At 70.6% G+C, this 24,506-nt stretch carries 16 protein-coding genes; 3 read left to right on the top strand and 13 right to left on the bottom strand.

The features are described from left to right. Positions 1 to 257: 257 nt before the first annotated feature. From ispG to ACFYMP_RS25855, 6 genes are all read right to left on the bottom strand, one after another. Positions 258 to 1,412: a flavodoxin-dependent (E)-4-hydroxy-3-methylbut-2-enyl-diphosphate synthase gene (gene ispG, locus ACFYMP_RS25880; protein WP_363149693.1), complete on the bottom strand. Its 1,155-nt coding sequence runs from the start codon at positions 1,410 to 1,412 to the stop codon at positions 258 to 260. 490 nt (positions 1,413 to 1,902) lie between these two features. After that, entirely contained in the window at positions 1,903 to 3,204 is a 1,302-nt protein-coding gene (locus ACFYMP_RS25875; protein ID WP_388861945.1) for a M50 family metallopeptidase, read from the bottom strand. Continuing rightward, the gene (gene dxr, locus ACFYMP_RS25870) at positions 3,201 to 4,451 is read right to left on the bottom strand and encodes a 1-deoxy-D-xylulose-5-phosphate reductoisomerase (RefSeq protein WP_388861943.1); all 1,251 of its coding nucleotides are present in this window, start codon (positions 4,449 to 4,451) and stop codon (positions 3,201 to 3,203) included. Before dxr ends, ACFYMP_RS25875 begins: the two co-directional genes overlap by 4 nt. 458 nt (positions 4,452 to 4,909) lie before the next feature. Further along, positions 4,910 to 6,355: an aldehyde dehydrogenase family protein gene (locus tag ACFYMP_RS25865; protein ID WP_388861941.1), complete on the bottom strand. Its 1,446-nt coding sequence runs from the start codon at positions 6,353 to 6,355 to the stop codon at positions 4,910 to 4,912. A 326-nt stretch (positions 6,356 to 6,681) separates the two neighbouring features. Continuing rightward, positions 6,682 to 8,367, bottom strand: coding sequence for a PucR family transcriptional regulator (locus ACFYMP_RS25860; RefSeq protein ID WP_388861939.1), 1,686 nt, complete (start codon positions 8,365 to 8,367; stop codon positions 6,682 to 6,684). A 405-nt stretch (positions 8,368 to 8,772) separates the two neighbouring features. Continuing rightward, positions 8,773 to 10,968, bottom strand: a complete 2,196-nt coding sequence (locus ACFYMP_RS25855) for an ATP-binding protein (protein WP_388862028.1) — start codon at positions 10,966 to 10,968, stop codon at positions 8,773 to 8,775. Positions 10,969 to 12,079: 1,111 nt separating this feature from the next. Between ACFYMP_RS25855 and gabT the strand changes: the two genes are divergently transcribed. Beyond that, positions 12,080 to 13,411 carry a 4-aminobutyrate--2-oxoglutarate transaminase gene (gene gabT, locus ACFYMP_RS25850; RefSeq protein ID WP_388861937.1) on the top strand — a complete coding sequence of 444 codons (1,332 nt, stop codon included), beginning with the start codon at positions 12,080 to 12,082 and terminating at the stop codon, positions 13,409 to 13,411. A gap of 372 nt (positions 13,412 to 13,783) precedes the next feature. After that, positions 13,784 to 14,446 carry a phosphatase PAP2 family protein gene (locus tag ACFYMP_RS25845; RefSeq protein WP_388861935.1) on the top strand — a complete coding sequence of 221 codons (663 nt, stop codon included), beginning with the start codon at positions 13,784 to 13,786 and terminating at the stop codon, positions 14,444 to 14,446. A gap of 188 nt (positions 14,447 to 14,634) precedes the next feature. On the opposite strand, the gene ACFYMP_RS25840 is transcribed toward ACFYMP_RS25845, so the two are convergent. The 7 genes from ACFYMP_RS25840 to ACFYMP_RS25810 all read right to left on the bottom strand — a co-directional run bounded on the left by ACFYMP_RS25840 (position 14,635) and on the right by ACFYMP_RS25810 (position 23,388). Beyond that, positions 14,635 to 15,192 carry a hypothetical protein gene (locus ACFYMP_RS25840; RefSeq protein WP_388861933.1) on the bottom strand — a complete coding sequence of 186 codons (558 nt, stop codon included), beginning with the start codon at positions 15,190 to 15,192 and terminating at the stop codon, positions 14,635 to 14,637. 150 nt (positions 15,193 to 15,342) lie between these two features. After that, positions 15,343 to 16,761: an NAD(P)/FAD-dependent oxidoreductase gene (locus tag ACFYMP_RS25835; protein ID WP_388861931.1), complete on the bottom strand. Its 1,419-nt coding sequence runs from the start codon at positions 16,759 to 16,761 to the stop codon at positions 15,343 to 15,345. Positions 16,762 to 16,999: 238 nt separating this feature from the next. Then, entirely contained in the window at positions 17,000 to 17,728 is a 729-nt protein-coding gene (locus ACFYMP_RS25830; protein WP_388861929.1) for an ABC transporter permease, read from the bottom strand. 239 nt (positions 17,729 to 17,967) lie between these two features. Then, positions 17,968 to 18,924 carry an ABC transporter permease gene (locus ACFYMP_RS25825; RefSeq protein ID WP_388861927.1) on the bottom strand — a complete coding sequence of 319 codons (957 nt, stop codon included), beginning with the start codon at positions 18,922 to 18,924 and terminating at the stop codon, positions 17,968 to 17,970. Then, positions 18,921 to 20,111 carry an ABC transporter ATP-binding protein gene (locus tag ACFYMP_RS25820; protein ID WP_388861925.1) on the bottom strand — a complete coding sequence of 397 codons (1,191 nt, stop codon included), beginning with the start codon at positions 20,109 to 20,111 and terminating at the stop codon, positions 18,921 to 18,923. The genes ACFYMP_RS25825 and ACFYMP_RS25820 overlap by 4 nt, the downstream gene beginning before the upstream one ends. A gap of 423 nt (positions 20,112 to 20,534) precedes the next feature. Next, a complete protein-coding gene (locus tag ACFYMP_RS25815; RefSeq protein ID WP_388861923.1) occupies positions 20,535 to 21,809 on the bottom strand; it encodes a spermidine/putrescine ABC transporter substrate-binding protein in 1,275 nt (424 codons plus the stop codon). Positions 21,810 to 21,873: 64 nt separating this feature from the next. Then, on the bottom strand, positions 21,874 to 23,388 hold the full coding sequence (locus ACFYMP_RS25810) for a gamma-aminobutyraldehyde dehydrogenase (protein ID WP_388861921.1): 1,515 nt from the start codon (positions 23,386 to 23,388) through the stop codon (positions 21,874 to 21,876). Positions 23,389 to 23,592: 204 nt separating this feature from the next. Between ACFYMP_RS25810 and ACFYMP_RS25805 the strand changes: the two genes are divergently transcribed. Beyond that, a complete protein-coding gene (locus ACFYMP_RS25805) occupies positions 23,593 to 24,258 on the top strand; it encodes an NADAR family protein (protein ID WP_388861919.1) in 666 nt (221 codons plus the stop codon). The last annotated feature ends 248 nt before the right edge of the window (positions 24,259 to 24,506 follow it).

The following is a 24,506-nucleotide window of genomic DNA, read 5'->3' as shown; positions in this document are numbered from 1 at the left end:
CCACCCCCGCCAGAAGCAGCGGTCAACCGTGTCTTCTCCAGCGGTCCTGTGCCCCGTGGCATGTGCCACGGGGCACAGGACCGGCACGGGAAATTTCTCTCCCGATCCTCTACCGCTCTATCGCGATCGCCATCCCAAGACATGCCCCGTCCCGCCGCACGCAGCACTCCGCCTTGTACGCCCGCACGCCGCACGCCCGCAAACCAGGCCGTACAGGCCGTACAGGTGGAGAGTGACGGCTGCCGTCCTGAGACTGCTCAGCTGATCGAGACCTGCGGCTCGCCGGAGGCGATGCCGTCCTTCTCCATCTGCTCGGCGATCTTCTGCGCTTCCTCGATGAGCGTCTCGACGATCTTCGACTCCGGAACGGTCTTGACGACCTCGCCCTTGACGAAGATCTGCCCCTTGCCGTTGCCGGAAGCGACACCGAGGTCCGCCTCGCGGGCCTCACCGGGGCCGTTGACGACGCAGCCCATGACGGCCACTCGCAGCGGCACCTCCATGCCCTCGAGTCCGGCCGTCACCTGATCCGCGAGCTTGTAGACGTCGACCTGAGCCCGGCCGCAGGACGGGCAGGACACGATCTCCAGGCGCCGGGGCTTGAGGTTGAGGGACTCCAGGATCTGAAGGCCGACCTTGACCTCCTCGGCGGGCGGAGCCGACAGGGACACCCGGATCGTGTCGCCGATGCCCTCCGCCAGCAGCGCGCCGAACGCGACGGCCGACTTGATCGTGCCCTGGAAGGCCGGACCCGCCTCGGTCACACCGAGGTGCAGGGGGTAGTCGCACGCCTGGGCCAGCTGGCGGTAGGCGTTGACCATCACCACGGGGTCGTTGTGCTTGACGGAGATCTTGATGTCGCGGAAGCCGTGCTCCTCGAAGAGGGACGCCTCCCAGAGCGCCGACTCGACCAGGGCTTCGGGCGTGGCCTTGCCGTACTTCTCGAGCAGACGCCGGTCGAGCGACCCCGCGTTCACCCCGATGCGGATCGGCACACCGGCGGCGCCGGCGGCCTTCGCGATCTCTCGCACCTTGTCGTCGAACTGCTTGATGTTGCCGGGGTTCACGCGGACGGCCGCACAGCCGGCGTCGATCGCGGCGAACACGTACTTCGGCTGAAAGTGGATGTCGGCGATCACCGGGATCTGCGACTTGCGCGCGATCACCGGCAGTGCGTCGGCGTCGTCCTGAGTCGGGCAGGCGACGCGGACGATCTGGCAGCCGGACGCCGTGAGTTCGGCGATCTGCTGCAGCGTGGCTCCGATGTCGGAGGTGCGCGTCGTCGTCATCGACTGGACCGACACGGGAGCGCCACCACCCACGGCGACGTTCCCGACCTGGATCTGCCGGCTCTTCCTGCGCTCGGCGAGCTGGGTCGGAACGGACGGCATTCCCAGTGAAATCGCAGTCATCTGCAGTGCAACCCCAACGTATGGATATAGGTCCCGGTTCGGCGGGCTCCGACCTCCGAGATTACGTCACTACCGGATCGGTGGGACACAGACCCGGTTCGCGTCCACCGGATCGTCAGCCGTCTGATACCTGACGGTGCGGCTCCGGCCCCGGCGCGGACAACAGTTCGCCCGCGGAACACTCCGTCTCCGGCGCACGTCGCGGCGGTCTTCCGTCGCGGCGATCTTCGCAGCACCTGCTCACCCACCCGCGCACCGTGTGCCTGCGCACCGGGGCCCGGCCGCTACCGCTACGTCCGCGCGGGGGGAGCTCACGCGCCCCGTGCGGCCGTAGGCAGCTGTATACGGCGTTTCCCCCGTATACAGCAGCGGCCGGCCCCCGTGCGGCCGCGTCGGAAAGCGCCCCGTACCCACGGATGCCGCGGGTACGGGGCGCGACAAGCACGAGCGGAGTGGCTGGATCGGCTGCTCCCCGCCGGCTCTCTCCGGCTCAGGTGATCTTGACGGGGTTCACGAGGTCGGCGACGAAGACCAGCAGCGTGAAGCAGACGAAGATCCCCGCGACGACATAGGCGACCGGCATGAGTTTGGCGACGTCGAAGGGCCCGGGGTCGGGCCGCTTCAGCAGCCGCGCCGTATGACGTCGCAGCGCCTCCCACAGCGCGCCCGCGATGTGGCCGCCGTCAAGCGGCAGGAGCGGCAGCATGTTGAACAGGAACAACGACAGGTTGAACCCCGCGACGAGGAACAGCATCATCGCGATCTGGTTCTCCGGCGGGATGTCCAGTGTGAACACCTCACCACCGACCCGCGCCGCGCCGAGGACGCCCATGGGCGAGTCCTGCTTGCGCTCGCCGCCGTCGAACGCCGCGTTCCACAGATCCGGGATCTTGGAAGGCAGAGCGACCATGGACTCGACACCGTTGCGCATCATGGTGCCCATCTGGTCCACGGACTGGCCGAAGGACTGCTGCACGATGCCGGAGGCAGGCGTGAAACCGAGGAAGCCCGCGGTGACGTACTCGCCCTCCTCGACGCCGCCGTGCCCGTCGGTCTTCGCGACCAGATTCTCTATGACGTCCGCGTGCAGCGTGCGCCGCGTACCGTCCCGCTCGACCGTGATGGTGGCCTCACCGCGGGAGGCGCGGATGCGGGACTGGAGGACCCCGTAGTCGTCGACGGACCGGCCGTTGTACGCGACGATCTTGTCCCCGGGCTTCAGGCCCGCCGCTTTGGCCGGGGCCGGTGTGTCGCCCGCCGCGCACTTGTCGCGGTTCTCGTTCTGCTCGATGACGCAGTCCGAGACGGCGCTGACCGTGGTGGTCTGGGTATTGAGCCCGAAGGTCATCAGGACGCCGAAGAAGATCGCCACGGCCAGCACCAGATTCATGAACGGCCCGGCGAACATGACGATGACGCGTTTCCACGGCTTGCGCGTGTAGAACAGCCGCTTCTCGTCACCCGGCTCCAGCTCCTCGAACGCGGCGGAGCGGGCGTCCTCGATCATGCCGCGCCAGGGCGACGTGGACCGGGCCTCTATGCGGCCGTCGGGCCCGGGCGGGAACATCCCGATCATGCGGATGTAGCCGCCGAGCGGCACGGCCTTGATCCCGTACTCGGTGTCGCCCTTCTTGCGGGAGAACAGGGTCGGCCCGAAGCCGACCATGTACTGGGGCACCCGGATCCCGAACAGCTTCGCGGTGGAGAGATGCCCCAACTCGTGCCACGCGATCGAGAAGAGGAGTCCGATTACGAAGACGACTATGCCGAGAATCGTCATCAGTGCGGTCATGCACGTGCCTCCGCTGTCGCCTTCGCCACCAGTTCACGGGACCGGATCCGGGCCCATGTCTCCGCTTCCAGGACGTTCCCGAGGGTCAGAGAAGTTCCCCGCGCGGGGCTGCCGTGCTCGGCGACCACCGCCGTGACGGTCTCCATGATCGCGTTGAACGGCAGGCCGCCCTTCAGGAAGGCGCCCACACACTCCTCGTTGGCGGCATTGAACACCGCCGGAGCCGTCCCCGCGAGCTGCCCCACGTGCCGGGCGAGTCCCACGGCGGGAAACGCCTCGTTGTCGAGAGGGAAGAACTCCCAGGACGACGCCTTGGTCCAGTCGAACCCTGAAGCTGCGTCCGGCACCCTCTCCGGCCAGCCGAGGCCGATCGCGATCGGTCCACGCATGTCGGGCGGGGTGGCCTGCGCGAGGGTCGAACCGTCGACGAACTCGACCATGGAGTGCACGTAGGACTGCGGGTGCACCACCACCTCGATCCGCTCGAAAGGGATGTCGTAGAGCAGGTGTGCCTCGATGACTTCGAGCCCCTTGTTGACGAGCGTCGCCGAGTTCACGGTGATCACGGGGCCCATGGCCCAGGTCGGATGGGCCAGCGCGTCCTCGGGCGTCACCCGGGCCAGTTCCGCCTTCGTACGCCCTCGGAAGGGCCCGCCCGAGGCGGTCACCACGAGCTTGCGCACCTCGCTGCGGGAGCCTGCCGCCAACGCCTGGAACAACGCGGCGTGCTCGGAGTCGACGGGAATGATCTGCCCCGGCTTGGCGAGCGCCTTCACCAGCGGGCCACCGACGATCAGCGACTCCTTGTTCGCGAGCGCGAGCGTGCGCCCGGCGCCCAGGGCCGCGAGGGTCGGCGCGAGGCCGATGGAGCCGGTGATGCCGTTGAGCACCGTGTGACAGGCGGACGCCGCCAGCTCCGTGGCGGCGTCCGGGCCGGCGAGGATCTCGGGCAGCGGCTCCGCCCCGTACTGCGCCGTGAGCGCCTCACGCAGCTGCGGTACGACGTCCTCCCGCGCCACCGCGACGGTGCCGACCTTGAGGAGATACGCCTGCTCGGCCAGGAGCCCCACCCGGCCCCCCGCGGCGGACAGCGCCGTCACACGGAAGCGGTCGGGGTTGCGGAGCACCAGATCCACGGCCTGGGTGCCGATGGAGCCGGTGGAGCCGAGGACGACGATGTCCCGGATACCTTCGGACGCGTCGTAGCGGAGATGCGGATCGGCGAGTGGAGCAGGACTGTCGGTCATCCCCCCATTCTCGCCATAAGAACTGTGCGGAAGGACAGGGAGTCCGGTAAGTCACCCGGCGGGCGGCGTCCATCTGTACGGAGCAGTCGTCATGAGGGCCCGGACACCGAGGCAACGCAGGACGGGGGCCGGCCCCGGCTTACGGGAGCGCCCTGTCGCCGAGGTGCCCGGAGACTACCGGCGCACCTCGCCTGTCATTGGGTGGTGGAAGTCACCCCGGGCCGCCGCGTTCGTCTCGTTGACGCCGCCGAGCCGCTTGTACGACGGGGGCGGGGACGGGGCCCGGCAGAGCGCCCCGTCCCCGCACCGTCCAACCCGTCCCCGCACCGTCCGCCCGTCACCGGCCGACGCGACCGTCTCCCACGCCTACGGCGGTATGGCGTCGGTACCTACAGCCGTACTTACTGCGGTAGGCCGTCCTTACTGCGGTTGGCTGTACTTACTGCGGTAGGCCGTCCTTAAAGCTGTACACCGGTGAAGACCATGATCCGTTCATAGGTGTAGTCCTCCATGGCGAACCGCACGCCTTCACGACCCACGCCGGAAAGCTTCGCGCCGCCGTACGGCATCTGGTCGGCACGGTAGGACGGGGCGTCGCCGATGATGACCCCGCCCACCTCCAGGGCACGGTGCGCGCGGAAGGCCGACTGCACGTTGTGCGTGAAGACGCCGGCCTGGAGCCCGTACTTGGAGTCGTTGACCGCGGCGTACGCCTCTTCCTCGCCGTCGACCCGGACCACGGACAGGACGGGGCCGAAGACCTCCTCGGACGCGAGGGTCGTGTCCGCGGGCAGGTCGGTCAGGACGGTGGGCGCGTACGCCGCCCCGTCGCGTCGGCCGCCGGTCAGCAGGTTCGCTCCCGCGCGTACCGCCTCGTCGACCCAGGACTCGACCCGCTTCGCGGCGTCCTCGCTGACGAGCGGACCGACCTCGGTCGCCGGGTCGGAGGGGTCTCCGGTGCTCTGGGCCTCGACCGCCTTGACGATGCGCGGCAGCAGACGGTCGTACACGGCGGCCTCGGCGATCACCCGCTGTACGGAGATGCAGGACTGTCCGCCCTGGTAGTTGGAGAACGTGGCGATCCGGCCGGCCGCCCAGTCGAGGTCCTCGTCCGAGGAGTAGTCCGCGAGGACGACGGCGGCGCCGTTGCCGCCCAGTTCGAGGGTGCAGTGCTTGCGCGGAACCGAGTCCATGATCGCGTAACCGACCTTCTCGGAGCCCGTGAAGGAGATGACGGGCAGGCGCTCGTCCTGAACGAGCCGCGGCATCCGCTCGTTGCCGACCGGCAGGACCGACCAGCTTCCGGCCGGCAGTTCCGTCTCGGCGAGGAGTTCCCCGAGGACGAGCGCGGAGAGCGGCGTGGCGGGGGCCGGCTTGAGGATGATCGGGGCGCCCACCGCGAGTGCGGGAGCGACCTTGTGGGCACACAGGTTGAGCGGGAAGTTGAACGGGGCGATGCCGAGCACGACGCCGCGCGGGAAGCGCCGGGTCAGGCCGATGCGGCCCTCGCCGCCGCCGTCGGTGTCGAGGCGCTGGGCCTCTCCCCCGTTGAAGCGCCGCGCCTCTTCCGTCGCGAAGCGGAAGACCGAGACGGCGCGGCCCACCTCGCCGCGTGCCCACTTGATCGGCTTTCCGTTCTCCGCCGAGATCAGCTGGGCGATCTCCTCGGTGCGCTCCACGAGGCGTCGTGCGACGTGCTCCAGGGCCGCGGCGCGTACGTGGGCAGGGGTGGCGGCGAACTCGTCCCGGACCGCGTAGGCGGCCGCGACGGCCTCTTCGACCTGATCCTCCGTGGGCACGGCGACCGTACCGACGAGGCGTCCGTCCCAGGGCGAGGTGACGTCGAAGGTGGTCTCGCCCGTGGCCTCTCGGCCGGCGAGCCAGAAGGCGTGGTGGGAAGTCATCGCGAGTCCCGGCCCTTCCGCAGTGGGTGTGGGTGGTGCGGCGCTGCCTCGTGCAGCGTCGCCCGGAGACCAGTGCCTCCGGGCTCACCGTAAGGGCTGTCCCGGGGCCCGTCGTTTGTCCGCTACGGAGCGGCCGGGCGGGACGATGCGCCGTAATGGCGTACCGGCGCACCGGGCGCTCTCATCTCGTACGTCGCGCACACATCGCACCTACGTGGTCCTGCCGCGCCGATCCGGCGGCAGGAACTCGTCACGCGCTCGCCCCGCACACCGCCGGGACGAGGCGCGGGCGGCGCGGCGACGTGGTGTGACTCCCGCGCTGGGCTTCAGGCCGTCCCGCCGGGGAACGTGGTCGCCTTCAGGGCGAGCCACAGCTCCATCCGGACGTCGGGGTCGTCCAGGGAGCGTCCCAGGATCTCCTCGACCCGGCGCATGCGGTACCGCAGCGTGTGCCGGTGCACCCCCAGTTCGGCGGCTGCGGCGTCCCACTGGCCGTGATGGGCGAGCCAGGCACGCAGGGAGGCGACGAGGTCGCCGCGTCCGGTCGCGTCGTGGTCGTGCAGGGCCCGCAGCATGCCGTCCGCGAAGGCGCGCACCGCGTCGTCCGCGAGGAGGGGCAAGACCGAGCCGGTGGCGAGTTCCTCGTGCTCGACGAGCACGCGGCCTCTGCGGCGTGCCACGGAGAGCGCCTGCTCCGCCTGCTTGTACGCCGCGGCTGCCGCGATGGGGCCGGCGGGGGCGGACAGTCCGATGACGAGGTCCTCGTCCCCGGCGGAGGACGAGGCGTCGCGGGAGTGTCGCGCGGCGTCGTGCGTCGCGGCGTACTGCGAGCAGGCGGCTGCGACGGCGCCGCGATTGACCGCGAGAAGGATCAGGCGTGCGCCGTCCTGTACGACGAGGACGGGCTCCGCGGCGCGGGCGGCGGCGCTCTCGACGACCTCCACGAGCGGGCCGAAGGCCGCCTCCGTAGGGACGTCGGCGCCTGTACCAGTGCGCCTCGCGGGCGCCCCCGGGATCGATGAGCGGCCTGCTCCCCGCCCCGTCGCCGCACCATGGCCCCGTGCTGCGGGGGCCGCCGCGGCGTCGGCGATGATCAGACGGAACGGCGCGTCGAGGAGAGGGCCGTACAGATCCCCCGCCGCCGCGCGGGCGTGATCGGACTCGCCGGCGAGCAGCATGCCGAGCACGGCGGCTCCGATGCGCTGCTCCGCCGCCTGGAAGGCGCGCGAACGCTCGGTCGTGAGAGTCAGGAGCGCGATCGCCGCGTGCAGGGCGTACCGCTCAGCCGTACCGAGTGTGCTCTCGGTACCCACGGCCAGGGCGGCGCGTGGGCGGCGCCCCGTCCCGAGGGAATGCAACTCCACGCGGTCCTCGGCGGCGGCGACGACAGCACTGGCCGGCGCCGGGCGGTCGCGCAGCCGCTGCACGTCGGCGGTGAGGCGTCCCGCGCGGCGGGCCGCCCACTGCGGTGCCGCGGCCACGACGGCGCCGGAAGCGTCGTACAGCGCCGCCCAGCCGTCGAGCTGTGCCGCGAGTGCGGCGAGCAGGCCCTCGGGTCCCGGCCCCAGCGCCTGCTTCGTGAGTTCCCGCTGGGCGGCGAATCCGGCCGTGACGGCGCGGTACTGCTCGGCGGCGATGGCGGCGGACACGGCCTTGCTGATGGCGAGGAACGGGGTCCTGCGCGGCACTTCGAGCAGGGGGAGGGACTCCGCCTCGGCGGCGGCGATCAAAGCGTCCGGTACGTCCTCGTAGTTGACGCCTACCGCGAACCCCAGCCCGGCCACGCCCGCCTCGACAAGCCGCCGCACGTATCCACGCATCGCGTCGGGATCCTCGGCATCCAGCTTGAGCGCGGTGATGAGCAGCAGTTCGCCCCCGTTCATGTAGGGAACGGGATCGGCCAGCTCGCTGACGTGCGCCCACCGCACGGGGGTGTCCAGTTTGTCCTGCCCAGCGCGCACCGTGAGCTTGAGGGCGGAGTGCTGGACGAGCGAGGCGAGTGTGGGCGGCATGGAACCTTCCGACCTTAGGACGGGGCATACGGGGCGGGTACCGAGCGGATGCTCCCCATGGCCTGCGGGTATCTCCAGCTATGGCCGACGTGTATGAACGAACACCGTCGATTGTGCCTCACTGTATGGAACGACCGTCCTGCGCCGGCACAGCGCCCGGTCCGCTGGGCGTGAAGAAGACAAAAGGCATGGCGGAGAGGTTTCAGTACGGACAGAGACAGAAGGGGCGTGTCGTCTCACGCTGTCCCCGGGCGCGGTGCGGCGCTCCGTCCGGAAGCGCGTCCACCTGTGCCCCTCACCGTCCCGGATTCCGTTCCCTTGACCGTAGCGGCAGCGGCACCGGCAGCGGCGATCCGACGCCGCCTCGGGGTGCCCGGAGGCGGCGTCGGACACCGGCCGGACGACTCAGTGGCGAAGGTCGACGAGGAGCGGCGGCGCGTGCTCCCCACGCACCGTGGTGAGGGAAAGGACGGCGTGGCCGGGCGGGACGGCGTGGGCGAGTTCGGAGGCGGACCAGCGTTCCCGCTCCACCTGCCGCACCGTGACGGACTGCGCCGTGGGCGCCTTCCCCGTGATCGCCCTGCGCAGGAAGTGAGTGACCTTGGCGAGCGGTTCATCCGCGACGATCTGCCGGTCGGTGACGTCGCGGATCTCGCGCCACTCCTTGCCCCAGGTCTCGGCGAAGTCCTGGCCGTCCCACGGCGTGACGCCGGAGAAGGCCATGCGGCACCCGGCGGCTCCGAGGAGGGGGCCGCGCAGGGCGCGAGGGATGTCGTCCAGCGTGCGGAGGGTCAGCACGACACCGGCGTAGGCCGAGCGCATCGCCTGGATCGCGCGCACCGTCTCCGGCGTGACGGCACCCGCGGCGTCGTCCAGGACGAGGCAGGCGAACAGCGACCTGTCCTCCCGGACGCTGACACTCGCCGTGAACTGGGCGAGGACGAGCCGGGCGATGATGGCGGAAGCCTCGGTGTGTCCGCGTGCCGGAAGATCGATCCGTACCCGCACGGGGTGATCGAGAGCCCGCAGCGAGAACGGCCTGCTGCGTCCGGACGTGTCGAAGAAGTCGGCGAAGGCCGGCCTGTCGAGCAGGGCGATGCGGTCGGCCAGTTGAGCCGCCGGGTCACCGGCGTGGCCCGACTGGCGTTGCCGCGACTCCAGGTCACGCACCATCGCCGCGCGCCCCGCCTTGGACAGGGCGTCGAGCAGTGCCTGGAGGGGCCCCGGCGCCCCGTCGAGCAGTTCCCGCAGTTCCGGCACCGACGGGAAGCGTCCGTGCACCGCGTGGAAGGGGCCGATGAGCTGGGCGAGCACCGTCGCCGGCCGACGGGTGTCGCCCACCCGGTGCTGTGCGGCCAGATCGCCCACGAGGGCTTCCGCGAGGACCGCCGCGGCTTCGTCGGCGTCGACGGCGCCACCGTAGAGGTCGAGGTCGTACACGGACTCCGGACGGCTGATCTTGATAACGACGTCGTAGTCCTCGTCGCGTCCGAGACCGGCACCAGCCGCTCCGACCACGACGACCGAGGTGCGCCCCGCGAGGGCCTGCAGACAGAGCGCCTCCGCCAGGGGGCGCACCAGTTGCGCGGTCTTACCCGCACCCGCGGGCCCCACCGCGACGAGCGAGGTACCCAGAATCTCCGCGCCGAGAGCGAGACCGGTCTCCCGGTACGAGTACGGGTTGTGGGGATCGTCGGCAGTGGTGCCGATGCGCACCTGCCCCGTGAACAGATCGTGCCGAGCGGCCCGGCCCGCCAGATCGCGCTGCCCGGAGGGGTGCGGGCAGGCCGCCGCCCCGTCACGCATCACCTCGGCCTCGAAGACGCTCGGTGACTGCCAGCCCGCCCGCACCGTCTGCCAGGCGCGGACGAGACGGGCATGGTCCACATCGCGCATCCGTCCGCCGCTCGCCTCGGCCGCGAGGCGGTCGGCCGCCGCGTGGGCTCCCGCGGCCCGCAGCTCCGGCCACTGGGCGGGGTCTTCCTCGGGTGACGGTGACGGGGGCTGCGTCGGGGCGGCGGGACACCAGGCCCGGGGGCCGTAACGGCGCCATACCTCCGCCCAGCGCCCCAGTCTTCCCACGGCGATCGCGATGATCAGCGTGACGACGGCGTAGTACAGGTAGGCGACGACCACTGCGCCCAGTGAGTGCCCCCGCGCCGCCGCGTCGGGGACCATGGCCCACATCGGGGCAAGCCACCACGTGCCGCCGAGATAGCCGTTGAACAACAGCGACCACACGAGCCAGCCCACCAGGAGAGCCAGCGCGGCCCCGCTCAGGAGTTGCCGCGTCGGGAGCGGCTCCGGCTCGTCGACGGGGCGGGGGACGTGCCCGAACCGCCAGATGCCGGGGGCTGCCGGGGGTCGGGGCGTCCGGAGCCACGCCAGGAACATCGCGCCGGGGGCCGGCCGCGCTTCCACCCCTGCCCCGGGATGACCGGGACTCCACTGCGGCCGGGGCGGCTGACCGGGCGGCCGGCTCGGCGGAGCCGGTACGGGGCGTGCGGGCTGCGGCGCACGGCGCGGGGGTGGTGGGACGGACGTGTCTGATCGCTCACCAAACCTGTCCTGTGCCGCGCCCAGGTCCACCGGCAAAGCCATGTCCCGGCGCGACGTGTACGGCGCCTCCTGCTCGGGGAGGAACCGATGGGCTTCGTCCGGGCCGCCGACGGACTCGGAGACGGCATCACGCACAGGGCCCTGCGCCGGAAACCCGTCTGCGGTGTTCTCGGCGGAGGCGGTGGCGAAGTCGTTGGCCGCCGTCCGCGCGTCTTCGGAGGTGGGCCCCGTCCGCGCCCCGTCCGCGCTGAGCCCCGTCCGCGCCACGTCGCGCTGGTGACCCTCGCCGATGCGCGCCGGGCGGGCGCCGTCGAACGGTCCAGGCTGCTCTTCCTCCGTCACCCACGTGGCGTAGGGGTCCGGCTGCCCGGCGACGGGCCCGCCGGCCGTGCGGGGCGTAGCGTCCGCATCCGGTCCGTGCGCCTCGTACCTGCCGTCCGCTTCCATGGCCTTGCCCCCTGACCTGCCGGTCCACCGTGACGTGCCGCTCGGCACGGGTCGATCGCGGCTCAATCTAGTGTCCCCGCAGCCGTGAGAGGCCGATGCACGCCTGAAAGGAAGATTTTCGGCCCCCCCTCATCCCGGGACACACCCCTCGCGAACCGGGAACGGAGCGCATCGGCGTGGCCGGACAGCTCCGGCGCCTCACGCCCGGACCGCTCCGGCAATGCGTGGCCGCTCGCCTCGTGAGCCGACATCCGATACGCCCGCGGCGCGACGTGGGCGACATGACGACGCGGCGTAGCGACGACGTGGCGCGATGTGGGCGGCGTGGGCGGCGTGACGGCGCGACGTAAGCAAGGAATGTGACGGCGCGACGTAGGCGAGGCGGCGCAACGGGACTGCCCCTAAGTGCTGCACCCAGCGTGAGGAACGGACATAGCGCTCAGCGCGACGCCGGCCGTCTGCGGCGGACAGGCTCCGTAGTGTCCATCACGGACAACGGAGCGGACCCACTGCTCCCGAACGGCACATCCCAGACGCTGCCCGGCCCCTCTAGCCTGCGATCAAAGAGCTGGAACAGCGGACGCGCCGTGAGACGACGGAGCCCCGCACCCCCGGGCCCCGATGCCGACGGCGAACGTCGCGCGGCGGTCCGGATCCCGGGTCCGTGCACCCGGATCATGGAATCCCAATGATCACAGGAGCCCTCATGAGCGCCATTCCGCAGGAGCGCCGCGTCGTCACTGCCATCCCCGGGCCGAAGTCCCAGGAGCTTCAGTCCCGCCGTGCCGCCACGGTGGCCGCGGGCGTGGGTTCCACGCTGCCGGTCTTCGCGGCCCGCGCCGACGGTGGCATTCTCGAGGACGTCGACGGGAACCGTTTCATCGACCTCGGCTCCGGGATCGCCGTCACCACCGTCGGCGCGAGCGCGGAGGCCGTCGTCCGTCGGGCGACCGCGCAGCTGGCGGACTTCACCCACACGTGTTTCATGGTCACGCCCTACGAGGCCTACGTCGCCGTCGCCGAGCAGCTCGCGGAGCTGACGCCGGGCGACCACGAGAAGAAGTCGGCGCTCTTCAACTCCGGTGCCGAGGCCGTCGAGAACGCCGTCAAGATCGCACGCGCCTACACGAAGCGCCAGGCAGTCGTCGTGTTCGATCACGGCTATCACGGTCGCACGAACCTGACAATGGCTCTGACCGCGAAGAACATGCCGTACAAGAACGGGTTCGGCCCGTTCGCCCCCGAGGTCTACCGAGTGCCCGTCGCGTACGGCTACCGCTGGCCGACGGGGCCGGAGAACTGCGGCCCCGAGGCGGCGGCCCAGGCCATCGACCAGATCACGAAGCAGATCGGGGCCGACAACGTCGCGGCCATCATCATCGAGCCGGTGCTCGGCGAGGGCGGCTTCATCGAGCCGGCCAAGGGCTTCCTCCCGGCGCTGCGGCAGTTCGCGAGCGACAAGGGCATCGTCTTCGTCGCCGACGAGATCCAGTCGGGCTTCTGCCGCACCGGCCAGTGGTTCGCCTGCGAGGACGAGGGCATCGTCCCGGACCTCATCACGACGGCGAAGGGTATCGCCGGGGGCCTGCCGTTGTCCGCGGTGACGGGGCGCGCCGAGATCATGGACGCCGCGCACTCCGGCGGCCTCGGTGGCACCTACGGGGGCAATCCGGTGGCCTGCGCCGCGGCGCTCGGCGCGATCGAGACGATGAAGGAGCTGGACCTCAACGCCAAGGCCCGGCGTATCGAGGAGCTCATGAAGAAGCGCCTCGGTGCCCTGCAGGAGAAGCACGAGATCATCGGCGACGTCCGCGGACGCGGCGCCATGATCGCCATCGAGCTCGTCAGGGCCGGCACGAAGGACCCGAACCCGGAGGCGACGGCGGCCCTCGCGAAGGCGTGCCACGCCGAGGGGGTCCTGGTGCTCACCTGCGGGACCTACGGCAACGTCGTACGCTTCCTTCCGCCGCTGGTCATCGGTGAGGCACTCCTCAACGAGGCGCTCGACGTGGTGGAGGAGGCCCTGGCCGCGCTCTGACACCGCGCCCCGTGTGACTTGCGGTAACCAGCGGACACTGTGAAGAAGGTGTGGGGGGGCGATGGGGGGATGACCGTGCACCTGTCGGACGGCTCGCTGCCTGTCGTAGGTTCGGGGCAGATGAGAGAAACACCCCGCTCGCAGGCGACTGCGGGCGGCGCCCGGACGAGGCTTCCCCGGTTTCGTCCTGGCTGTGCCTTCGCGCACACCACCGGAGCCGACGGCTCCGGAAATCCTCACCGATCGGATGGCCGCCCGCCCCACACCCCCCGGGGCGCGCGGCACCCCGGTCCCGGCGGACGCCCCGGAACCACCCCCCCTGTTCCGGGGCGTCCGGCTGCCGTTCTGGCGGCCTGCCTGCTCGTCTTCGCAGTGATCAGCTGGCAGATCGGCGTGGGTGGTCCAGTGCGCCGTCTGGACGAGCGCCTGGGCGTCGGTGTCCACGACCACGGGCTGCTTCCCCGTGGGCTCGCCGAACTCTTCTCGGACCTGGGCAACAGCGGTGTGGCGCTCCCCGTGCTGGCCCTCGTCGTCGTGGGTACTTCCTGGTGGGCACGGCGCCGGTCGACGTCGCGCTGGTGGGGACCCGGGGCCGCCGCCGCGTTGGCCATGGCGGCCGTCCCCCTCCTGATCGTTCCGCTGAAGGAGTTGTTCGACCGTCCGGGCCAGCCCACGGCGGAAGGACTGGGTTACTACCCGTCGGGTCATACAGCCACGGCCACGGTGGCCTACGGAGCCTGTGTCCTGCTCCTCCTTCCGCATCTACGGGGCGGCCACGGCAGAGCGCTGCGCCGGGGGCTCGTCGCCGCCTGGGCGCTCGTGAGCCTCTGCGTCGGGTACGGGCTGGTGCGCCAGGGCTACCACTGGCCTTCGGACGTCGTCGCCAGTTGGTCCCTCGCCGGCGCGCTCCTCCAGTGCCTGTTTCTCGCCGTCGCTCGCGGACACGTCGCGCGCGGAGGGCCCGCGGCGGCTTTTCCCGCCGTACCGCCCGAGGGCGCTGACGGCGTACCGGACAGGCCCCGTCGGCGGTCCTGACGGCGCGAACAAGCCCAGGCACGGGGCCCCGTTCGGGTGTCGGGCACGTCGCGCCGCGGCGAGTGTGCTGTCGCCGCCGGGGGACGCGAGACGGACCAGGACACGAGGGCCGGGAAGCGTGTCCAGGAGCAGCGCTGCCCCACCGCGTCCCAGTGCCGGGCGCCTCGTGGCCCGGAGAACAACCACCGTCATCCTTCCTCGACGCCGCCCCGTTCCGTCTCTCCGGCGCCCCGTTCCGTCATACCGCCTGTGGCTTCGGCAGGGGGCGCGGCATCCCGCTCCCTGCTCCTCGCGGACAGCCGGACCGCCGCCTCGTGCATGGCCAGTTCCAGGAGGACGGGGTCGCTCAGGGTTCCCGAGCTGTCCGGCGGGACGAGCCAGTGGACGGAGCCCGAGGTGACATCCGGACGCGGCACGACGATCCACGTCCCGTTTCCCGCGCCCCGTACGCCGGTACCGATCCAGTGAGCCGCGGTGCCCGGGGGAACGAGAAAGCCGATCCTGGACTCGTCGGCGTCGGCGAGGACGGGGCCGGGCCGGTCGAGAACGCCGTAGAGGACCTCAAGGGTGAGCCGGCCCAGTTCGCCCCCCAGGACGAGCACGTCCCATACCCGTCCGGCGGGCAGCAGCACGACGCCGAGCGGGTCGCTCTCCCAGGCACGCAGACATGCCTCGGGGTCGAGTGCGGCCGATGCCAGCCATTCGGTTGCGGTCCTGTCGTCCCCGGCGCCGGTCGTGGCCGTCATGGTGGGAGCCTCCTGCCGTGATCCCGCGCGGCGTTCCTCGCGACGTCGCGCCTGTCACGAAGGAGAGGGCTCCACCGCCCCGGCATTACGCGACTTCCGTTGCCCCGTAGGGGTGAGGACCGTCACACGGGGCGGCGGACGGGGCGGACGTCAGCTGTCGAACCCGAGGCCGAACCTGTCCATGGCGCGCAGCCACAGATTGCGGCGTCCCCCGTTCCGGTCCGCGTGGGCCAGCGACTGTTTCGTCAGCTCGATGCCGGCCCAGGCGAAGGGCTCGGGCGGGAACGGCAGGGGCTTGGTCCGCACCATCTCCAGCCGCGTGCGCTCCGTGTCCTCGCCCCCCAGCAGATCGAGCATGACGTCGGCCCCGAACCGCGTCGCGGCGACGCCCAGCCCCGTGTAGCCGGCCGCGTAGGCGACCCGGCCACCGTGCGCCGTCCCGAAGAACGCCGAGAACCGTGTACACGTGTCGATCGCCCCGCCCCAGGCGTGCGTGAACCGCAGCCCCTCCAACTGGGGGAAGCAGTGGAAGAACTGGCCGGCGAGTTTCCGAAAGGTGGCGGGCCGCTGGTCGTGTTCGGCGCGCACCCTTCCGCCGTACGGATAGACGGCGTCGTACCCGCCCCACAGGATCCGGTTGTCGGCGGACAGCCGGAAGTAGTGGAACTGGTTGGCGCTGTCGCCGAGCCCCTGCCTGTTCTTCCAGCCGATCGCGTCCCTCTGCTTGTCGGAGAGCGGCTCCGTCATGAGCGCGTAGTCGTACACGGGGACGGTGTAGGGACGCAGCCGCCGCACCAGGGAGGGGAAGACGTTGGTCCCCAGAGCGACCTGCCGGGCCAGCACCCTCCCGTAGGGGGTCCGTACGGCCATCCCCGGGCCGGCCTTCGCGAGGTCGAGGGCGGGAGTGCGCTCGTGGATGCGGACCCCCAGCGCGAGGCAGGCGCTTCTGAGTCCCCAGACGAGTCGGGCCGGGTTCAGGAGCGCGACGCCGCGCCGGTCGTAGAGCCCGGCGAGGAAGGTCGGCGAGTCGATCTGCGCGCGCAGGGCGTCGCGGTCGAGGAACTCCAGCCCACCGACGCCGCGGCGTTCGGCGGTCTCGTGCAACTCGCGCAGTTCCGCCACCTGATGCGGCTGGGTGGCCACGTCGATCTCCCCGGTGCGCTCGAAGTCGCACTCGATGCCGTAGCGGGTGAGCGACGTCTCGATGCCGTCCAGGTTGCTCGCTCCCAGCGCCTCCAGCGTCTCGATCTCCCCGGGCCAGCGCTCCAGGCCATTGGGCAGACCGTGTGTGAGCGACGCCGCGCAGAAGCCCCCGTTACGGCCGGACGCCGCCCAGCCGACCTCCTTGGCCTCGACGAGCACGACCTCCCGCCCCGGATCACGTTCCTTGGCGCGCAATGCGGTCCACAGGCCGCTGTAGCCGCCTCCCACGACCAGGAGATCGCAGCGCACGTCGCTGGTCAGCGCGGGTCGCGGAGCGGGCCTGCCGGGATCGTCCAGCCAGTAGGCGATGGGCCTGGCCTCGGCCAGCGAGTCGTTCCAACGGCTGCTCATGGCGCTCGGGGCCATGATGTCAACTCCCTACAGACGTGCCTCGGGGCACGGTTGGGCGGATGATGCGGTGATTACGGATGGTCCGTTCGCGACGGGGCGACGGGGCGACGGGGCGACGGGGCGACGGGGCGACGGGGCGACGGGGCGACGGGGCGACGGGGCGACGGGGCGACGGGGCGACGGGGCCGGCATACCGTGGCCGGTGCGCGACGTCACGTTGCTGGGTGCCCCGCCCCATCCACCCACCCGTCCCTCATGTGCGTTTGCGGCGGTGACCGAAGACCGTCGACAGGAGGACGACGAGTACGGCGATGACGAACATCGCCGTCCCGATCACGTTGATCTGCACGGGGGTGCCACGCTGCGCCGACCCCCACACGTACATCGGGAAGGTCACGGTGGACCCGGCGTTGAAGTTGGTGATGATGAAGTCGTCGAAGGACAGCGCGAAGGCGAGCAGCGCTCCGGCGGCGATACCGGGAGCCGCGATGGGCAGGGTGACGCGGAGGAACGTCTGGACCGGCCCGGCGTACAGGTCCTGGGCCGCCTGCTCCAGAGCCGGGTCCATGGACAGGACGCGCGCCTTGACAGCGGTGACGACGAAGCTCAGGCAGAACATGACGTGTGCGATGAGGATCGTCCAGAACCCGAACTGCACGCCCATGTTGAGGAACAGCGTCAGGAGCGATGCCGCCATCACCACTTCCGGCATGGCCATGGGCAGGAAGATCAGTGAGTTCACGACACCGCGCGCCCGGAACCGGTAGCGCACCAGGGCGAAAGCGATCATGGTGCCCAGGACGGTGGAGCCCAGAGTGGCCCAGCCCGCTATCCGCAGGCTGAGCGAGAGGGAGCCGCACAGGTCTGCCACGCCGCAGGGGTCCGTCCAGGCGTCCGTGGAGAAGCGCTGCCACTCGTAGTTGAAGCGTCCGTTGGGCTTGTTGAACGAGAACACCATGACGACGATGTTCGGCAGGATCATGTAGGCGAGGGTGCAGAGCCCAGCGATGACGACGAGGTTCCCGCGCAGTGTCCCGAGAGGGCCGCCACGCCGCCCCGACGGACCACGCGTCGCTCGCGCCGTACGCGCCTCCTCGCTGTTCGGGCCGGAGTCAGCGGAGTGCGCGTGGCCCGACCGGGGCGGCGACGTCGGGGCAGCCGTCCGCTCACGCGCGGCCGGCACCGTAGTGGGCTCCGGAGTGGGCTGAGGTTGTGCGGTCATCAGATGAGATCCTCCGTCCCGGTCTTGCGCAGGTAGACGGTGACCGCCGCGAGGATCGCGGCCATGAGGATGAACGACAGAGCCGCTGCGGCCGGGTAGTCGAGCACCCGCAGGAAGAGCGTCTGGATGACGTTCCCGATCATCCGGGTGTCCGTCGAGCCGAGCAGGTCGGCGTTGACGTAGTCGCCGGACGCCGGGATGAAGGTGAGCAGGGTTCCGGACACGACGCCCGGCATGGACAGCGGGAACGTCACCTTGCGGAAGGTCGTGAACGGAGCGGCGTACAGGTCCCTCGCCGCCTCGTGCAGACGGCCGTCGATCCGTTCCAGCGACGTGTACAGCGGCAGGATCATGAACGGCAGGAAGTTGTACGTGAGGCCGCACACCACGGCGAGCGGCGTCGCGAGGACCCGGTCGCCGTCCGTGATCCCCAGGGCGCTCGTCACGTCGAGCAGGTGCAGCGCGCTGAGTGCGTTCACCACGAGGCCGCCGTCGGCGAGGATCGTCTTCCACGCGAGCGTACGGATGAGGAAGCTCGTGAAGAACGGGGCGATGACGAGGACGAGGACGACGTTGCGCCAGCGCCCCGCCCGGAAGGCGATGAGGTAGGCGAGCGGATAGCCGAGCAGCAGGCACAGCGCCGTCGCCACCGCGGCGTAGGCGAGGGAGCGCAGGAACTGTGGCCAGTACTCGCTGAACACGTCCCAGTACGTGGCGAAGTGCCACGTGACCTTGAAGCCCTCCTCCAGTGAGCCCGTCTGCACCGAGGTGGACGCCTGGTACACCATGGGCAGTGCGAAGAAGGCGAGGAGCCACAGGAGCCCCGGGAGAAGCAGCCAGTACGGGATGAACCGGCCCCTCGCGCGTGACGGCCGCCCCTTCGGGTGCTGTCGCGGTTCCCCCGGGGGCCCCGATGTCGCCGACGGCGGTGCGGAGGGCGCGTCGGTGAGGTTCACGCGGCTTCCTCCCCGGTGTCGGCGGTCCGTACGCCTGCGTCGATGTCCTGGTCCGCGCCCAGGCCGAAGCTGTGCGCGGCACTCCAGTGGGCGACGACCTCGGCGCCGGGAACGAGGCGGGCGTCGCGCTCGATGTTCTGGACGTACACCTCGAATTCTCCGCACACCGGGGTGTCGATCACGTACTGCGTGGAGACACCGATGAAGCTCGACGTGGCGATCCGCCCCGTCACCCGGTTTCGCCCGGCGGGGATGCCCGCGGCGTCCTCGGCGGGGACGAGGGACACCTTCTCCGGGCGCACGCCAAGGAGGATGTCGCCACCCGGAGCAGGGGACGTCGCGCAGCGGTCGCCGCGGAGCGACAGCGTCGTACCCCGCACCGTCACCGCGACGTCCTCCCCGGACACGTCCGCGACGTGCCCCGCCAGAAGATTGGACGTCCCCAGGAAGTTGGCCACGAACGTGGTCCGCGGGTTCTCGTAGAGGTCCGCCGGAGAGCCGAGTTGCTCGACCCGGCCCGCGTTCATGACGGCGACCGTGTCGGCCATCGTCATGGCCTCCTCCTGGTCGTGGGTGACGTGGACGAAGGTGATGCCGACCTCGGTCTGGATGCGCTTGAGCTCAAGCTGCATCTGACGCCGCAGTTTGAGGTCGAGCGCCCCGAGCGGCTCGTCCAGAAGCAGGACCCTCGGCCGGTTGATGAGCGCTCGGGCCACGGCTACGCGTTGCTGCTGGCCCCCGGAGAGCTGATGCGGCCTGCGGCGGGCGAAGTCACCGAGCTGCACCAGATCCAGCATTTCGTCGACCTGCTTCCTGACGGACTTGACGCCCCGTCGGCGCAGCCCGAAGGCGACGTTCTCCTGTATGTCGAGATGAGGGAAGAGCGCGTAACTCTGGAAGACGGTGTTCACCGGCCGCTTGTACGGGGGCAGTCCGGTGACGTCCTCGTCGCCGAGGTGGACGGTGCCCGAACTCGGCACCTCAAGGCCGGCGATCATGCGCAGGGTGGTGGTCTTGCCGCAGCCGGACGCTCCGAGCAGAGCGAAGAAGGACCCTTGGGGCACCGTGAGGTCCAACGGGTGCACCGCGGTGAACTGACCGTACTTCTTTCCTATGCCGGTGAGGCGGACGGCGCCGCCCCGTTCGGTCGAGGCTGACGGTGCGGCGGGGGGCGTCGTGGTCGTCATGAGCTGAATCCCGGGGATGTGAGGAGACGGGGCGGGACGAGGGGCGCCGACACGGGTCGTGGCCGGCGTCAGGAGCCGAACAGTGGAAGGAAAGACTTGGGAGATCACGGTGGACGAGAGGCGGGAGCGGGCTGAGCGGGGCAGGCGGCGGGTAACGGGCCGGAGAAGGCTGGAGCACGGCTCGGAGATCAGGAGCCGCTTCTGCAACTCGGGCGACGTGTTCGCGCAGTTGTCCCCGCCCGCTCTCCGCCCACCTCTTCCCGCACCGACGAAGGACACCGACCGGCGCTGGTCGGGGCACTGCCACGGAGCCGGGAACCCACGCCCGTGCGCGACGATTCTCCCTGCGCTTCATGCCGCCGCACCGTGCCCCGTCCCCTGGGCTCCCGGCACGGTTCGCCCGTGCCGGGAGCCCCGGAGAGGTCATCCGTCGGTCAGGGCGGCGAACTTCTTCTCGTACGCCGCCTCCTCCTTCGCTCCCAGCGAGCGGAAGGCGTGCGATCTCGCGGCCGTCGCCTTGTCGGGAACGATCAACGGATCTTCTGCGGCGTCCTTGTCGAGCTTCGCCAGTTCGGGCCGGACACCGTCGACGGGGCAGACGTAGTTGATCCACGCCGCAAGCCGCGCCGCGACCGGAAGCTCGTAGTAGTAGTCGATGAGACGCTCGGCGTTCTCCTTGTGCCTGGCCTTGTTCGGCACAAGGAGGCTGTCCGTCGAGGTCATGTAGCCGCTGTCCGGGATGTGGAACCGGATGTCGGGGTTGTCGGCCTGGAGCTGCACGACGTCGCCGGCCCAGGCGAGGCAGGCGGCGAGATCCCCCTTGCTGAGGTCCGCGATGTAGTCGTTGCCGGTGAAGCGCCGCACCTGTTTCCTGTCGACGCTCTTCTGGATCCTGGCGACAGCGGCGTCGAAGTCGTCGCCGGTGACGGTGGCGGGGTCCTTGCCCATGTCGAGGAGGGTCATGCCGACCGTGTCCCGCATCTCGGACAGGAGTCCCACCCTCCCCTTGAGTTCCGGGTTCTCCAGGAGCTGGGAGAGCGAGGTCACCTCCTTCCCTCCCGTGGCCTTCAGGTTGTAGGCGATGACGGTGGAGATACCGGCCCAGGGGTACGAGTGGGCGTGCCCGGGGTCCCAGTCCGGGTTGCGGAACTGCGGGGACAGGTTGGTGAAGGCGTGCGGGAGGTTGGCCGGGTCGAGTTTCTGCACCCACCCGAGCCGGATGAGCCGGGCGGCCAGCCAGTCGGTAACGCAGATGAGGTCGCGCCCCGTGTCCTGTCCGGCGGCGAGCTGCGGCTTGATCTTCCCGAAGAACTCGACGTTGTCGTTGATGTCCTCGGTGTACTTGACCTTGATCCCGGTGCGCTTGGTGAAGGCGTCGAGCGACGGGCGGTGTCGTTCGTCCTCACTGACGTCGATGTACTCGGTCCAGTTGGAGAAGGTGACCTGTTTCTCCTTCACCGAGTGGTCCTCGGACGCGGCCGCCTCGTCATCGGTCCTGGCCGCGGGGGGTATGCCACAGGCGGAGAGTGCGGCGAGTCCACCCGCCGCGAGCACTCCGCCGCCCGCCGCGCGCAGCACGGTGCGACGTTCCGGCCGTGCACGAGCGGCGTTCCTGCGCCCCGTCCAGTCACCGCGTAGCGCTCGCAGCATCGACGACCGCTGCGCGGCTGACATCCGGTCCGGATCGAACTCTTCCATGCGCTGTGCCCTTTCGGGTGAACGTATTTGGCGAGTGCGGCGGCGGTGGTCCGGCCGCCGGGGGTTATCTGTCTCCGAAGACCGTGCGGTGCCAGTCCTTCCTGGCCACCGCGGTGTTGTCGAACATCACGTGTTTGACCTGCGTGTACTCCTCGAAGGAGTAGGCCGACATGTCCTTGCCGTAACCGGACGCCTTGTAGCCGCCGTGCGGCATCTCACTGATGATCGGGATGTGGTCGTTGACCCAGACGCAGCCGGCCCTGATCTCGCGCGTGGCGCGATGGGCCCGGTAGGTGTCCCGTGTCCAGGCGGAGGCGGCGAGCCCGTACGGTGTGTCGTTCGCGAGTCGCAGTCCCTCGTCGTCCGTGTCGAACGGCAGCACGACCAGCACGGGGCCGAATATCTCGGCCTGGACGATCTCGCTGTCCTGCGCGGCATCCGCGATGAGCGTCGGCGCGTAGTACGCGCCGTCCTTCAGGACGCCGCCGGGCACCGTTCCGCCGGTGACGACGGTGGCGTGCGAGCGTGCCCGGTCGACGAACCCGGAGACCCGGTCGCGCTGGGCGTGGCTGACGAGGGGGCCCAGGTCCGTCGCCGGGGCGAAGGGGTCTCCGAGCCGCACCGTCTCCATCAGCGCGGCGGCCTCGCGCACGAAGGCCTCGTACAAAGGACGCTGGACGTACGCGCGCGTGGCGGCGGTACAGTCCTGCCCCGTGTTGATGAGGCTGCCGGCCACGGCGCCGTGCACGGCGGCGTCGAGGTCCGCGTCGTCGAACACCACGAAGGGGGCTTTCCCGCCCAGTTCCAGGTGGAGCCGGGTAATGGTGGTCGTGGCGATCTCCGAGACCCGTCTCCCTACCGCCGTCGATCCCGTGAAGGACGTCATCACGACGTCCGGGTGCGCGACGAGCCGTTCCCCCGCGTCCTTCCCCGCGCCGTTGACGATGTTGACGACGCCGTCGGGGAAGCCCGCTTCCTTTGCCGCCTCGGCGAGGAGCAGAGAGGTGAACGGCGTCAGCTCCGCCGGTTTCAGGACGATGGTGTTTCCGGCGGCGACGGCCGGAAGGATCTTCCAGGCAGCCATCTGGAGTGGATAGTTCCACGGCGCGATCGACCCCACGACGCCGATGGGTTCGCGACGTACGTACGACGTGTGGTCGGCGCTGTACTCGGCTGCGGCCCGCCCTTCGAGATGGCGCGCCGCGCCCGCGAAGAACGCGGCGTTGTCCACGGTGCCCGGCACGTCGAACTCGCGGCTCAACTTGATCGGCTTCCCGCACTGGAGCGACTCCGCCTGGGCGAACTCCTCGGCTCGCTCCGCGAGGACGGCGGAGAGGTGTTGAAGCAGTGCGGACCTCTCTGCGGGGGTCGTCGCGGCCCAGCCGGGAAACGCCGCGCGGGCGGCGGCCACCGCCTCGTCCACATCCCGGGTCCCAGCCAGTTCGTACGTGAACACCTCGTCGCCGGTTGCGGGGTCGACCACCGACTGCCGGCGTCCTGACGTCCCGACGCGAAACCGGCCGCCGATGTACTGCGCGCCTGCCGCGAACCTGTCCCGTGGCTGGAAGCGGTTGCTCATGTCGCTCTCCTCCGGCACCTGAGCCTCGGCTGCGGGCGCCGTAGCCCTGGCTCAATGTGAGTGCCGATCCTGGCAGAGCAGCGTTCCTTCAACAAGTGATTCCGTTGTTTCCTTTTGGTTACTCGACGGAATCTGTCGACCAGTTGTCGAGCCCTCCCAAAAAATCACGACGGGTTGTCCGTAGCGGCTGACACACTCACGCGCATGGTCGGGATCGATACGTGGGAAGCGCTCCGCGCCCACGAACGGGGCGGCGACGGCGCGGACGACGCCAGTGCGCGAAGGCCACCGAAATACCTCTTCTTCTGGGGGCACCGGCAGCGAGTGGACGGCCGGCTCGACAAGAGCTGTTTGAGCCAGTGGTGGCCCACTCCCTTCCGGGTGGGTGAGCGTGAGTACGCCACAGCCGAGCACTGGATGATGGCCGAGAAGGCGAGACTCTTCGGTGACCTGGCGAGTGAGCGGGCCGCTCTCGCGGCACCGACACCGGCGCAGGCGAAGATCGCAGGACGACTGGTGCGGGACTTCGACGAGCGGACGTGGCACCGGGAGCGCTTCCGCATCGTGGTCGAGGGAAGCGTCCACAAGTTCTCCTCCCACCCCGGCCTGCTCGCCTTCCTCCTCGGCACAGGCGATCGCGTCCTCGTGGAGGCCAGCCCGCTGGACCGCGTATGGGGCATCGGCCTGGCCGCCGACGACCCGCGCGCCCAGGAACCCGAAGAGTGGCGAGGCCCCAACCTGCTCGGCTTCGCGCTGATGGCCGCGCGCCAGTCCTTGAAGTCCTCCTGCGGAGCGGACGACGGTGACGGGGCCGCGCACCCAGCGGCCGGCCCATCGGACACCGTCGAGTCCTCGGCCAGCCCCGGATAAGCGGAAGCGGACCTCGTGAGCTTTACGGCTTCGCGCCCCACCGGGCCGCCACGGACGAAGTCGTGCGGCAGACGAGTGTGCGAGCCGGGCCCCGTGACCACCCCGCGGGGCAGTGGCGGGCCGTCAGGTGCACTCAGTGCCTCTGAACGCCACGCGGGCGGCGGGCGGCGGGCGGCGGGCGGCGGGCGGCGGGCGGCGGGCGGCGGGCGGCGGGCGGCGGGCGGCGGGCGGCGGGCGGCGGGCGGCGG

It is taken from the genome of Streptomyces sp. NPDC007088 (assembly GCF_042869355.1).
In the GTDB taxonomy this organism is placed as follows: domain Bacteria; phylum Actinomycetota; class Actinomycetes; order Streptomycetales; family Streptomycetaceae; genus Streptomyces.
Note: the sequence above shows the minus strand (reverse complement) of the source record. Positions and strands in the feature narration are given on the sequence as shown.

Excerpts from the sequence above, each read along its gene's own strand:
- ACFYMP_RS25820 (WP_388861925.1), bottom strand. The coding sequence starts at position 20,111 with ATGACGACCACGACGCCCCCCGCCGCACCGTCAGCCTCGACCGAACGG.
- ispG (WP_363149693.1), bottom strand. The coding sequence starts at position 1,412 with ATGACTGCGATTTCACTGGGAATGCCGTCCGTTCCGACCCAGCTCGCC.
- ACFYMP_RS25875 (WP_388861945.1), bottom strand. The coding sequence starts at position 3,204 with ATGACCGCACTGATGACGATTCTCGGCATAGTCGTCTTCGTAATCGGA.
- ACFYMP_RS25835 (WP_388861931.1), bottom strand. The coding sequence starts at position 16,761 with ATGGCCCCGAGCGCCATGAGCAGCCGTTGGAACGACTCGCTGGCCGAG.
- ACFYMP_RS25805 (WP_388861919.1), top strand. The coding sequence starts at position 23,593 with ATGGTCGGGATCGATACGTGGGAAGCGCTCCGCGCCCACGAACGGGGC.
- ACFYMP_RS25855 (WP_388862028.1), bottom strand. The coding sequence starts at position 10,968 with ATGGCTTTGCCGGTGGACCTGGGCGCGGCACAGGACAGGTTTGGTGAG.
- ACFYMP_RS25865 (WP_388861941.1), bottom strand. The coding sequence starts at position 6,355 with ATGACTTCCCACCACGCCTTCTGGCTCGCCGGCCGAGAGGCCACGGGC.
- ACFYMP_RS25815 (WP_388861923.1), bottom strand. The coding sequence starts at position 21,809 with ATGGAAGAGTTCGATCCGGACCGGATGTCAGCCGCGCAGCGGTCGTCG.
- ACFYMP_RS25860 (WP_388861939.1), bottom strand. The coding sequence starts at position 8,367 with ATGCCGCCCACACTCGCCTCGCTCGTCCAGCACTCCGCCCTCAAGCTC.
- ACFYMP_RS25830 (WP_388861929.1), bottom strand. The coding sequence starts at position 17,728 with ATGATCCTGCCGAACATCGTCGTCATGGTGTTCTCGTTCAACAAGCCC.
- dxr (WP_388861943.1), bottom strand. The coding sequence starts at position 4,451 with ATGACCGACAGTCCTGCTCCACTCGCCGATCCGCATCTCCGCTACGAC.
- gabT (WP_388861937.1), top strand. The coding sequence starts at position 12,080 with ATGAGCGCCATTCCGCAGGAGCGCCGCGTCGTCACTGCCATCCCCGGG.
- ACFYMP_RS25840 (WP_388861933.1), bottom strand. The coding sequence starts at position 15,192 with ATGACGGCCACGACCGGCGCCGGGGACGACAGGACCGCAACCGAATGG.
- ACFYMP_RS25810 (WP_388861921.1), bottom strand. The coding sequence starts at position 23,388 with ATGAGCAACCGCTTCCAGCCACGGGACAGGTTCGCGGCAGGCGCGCAG.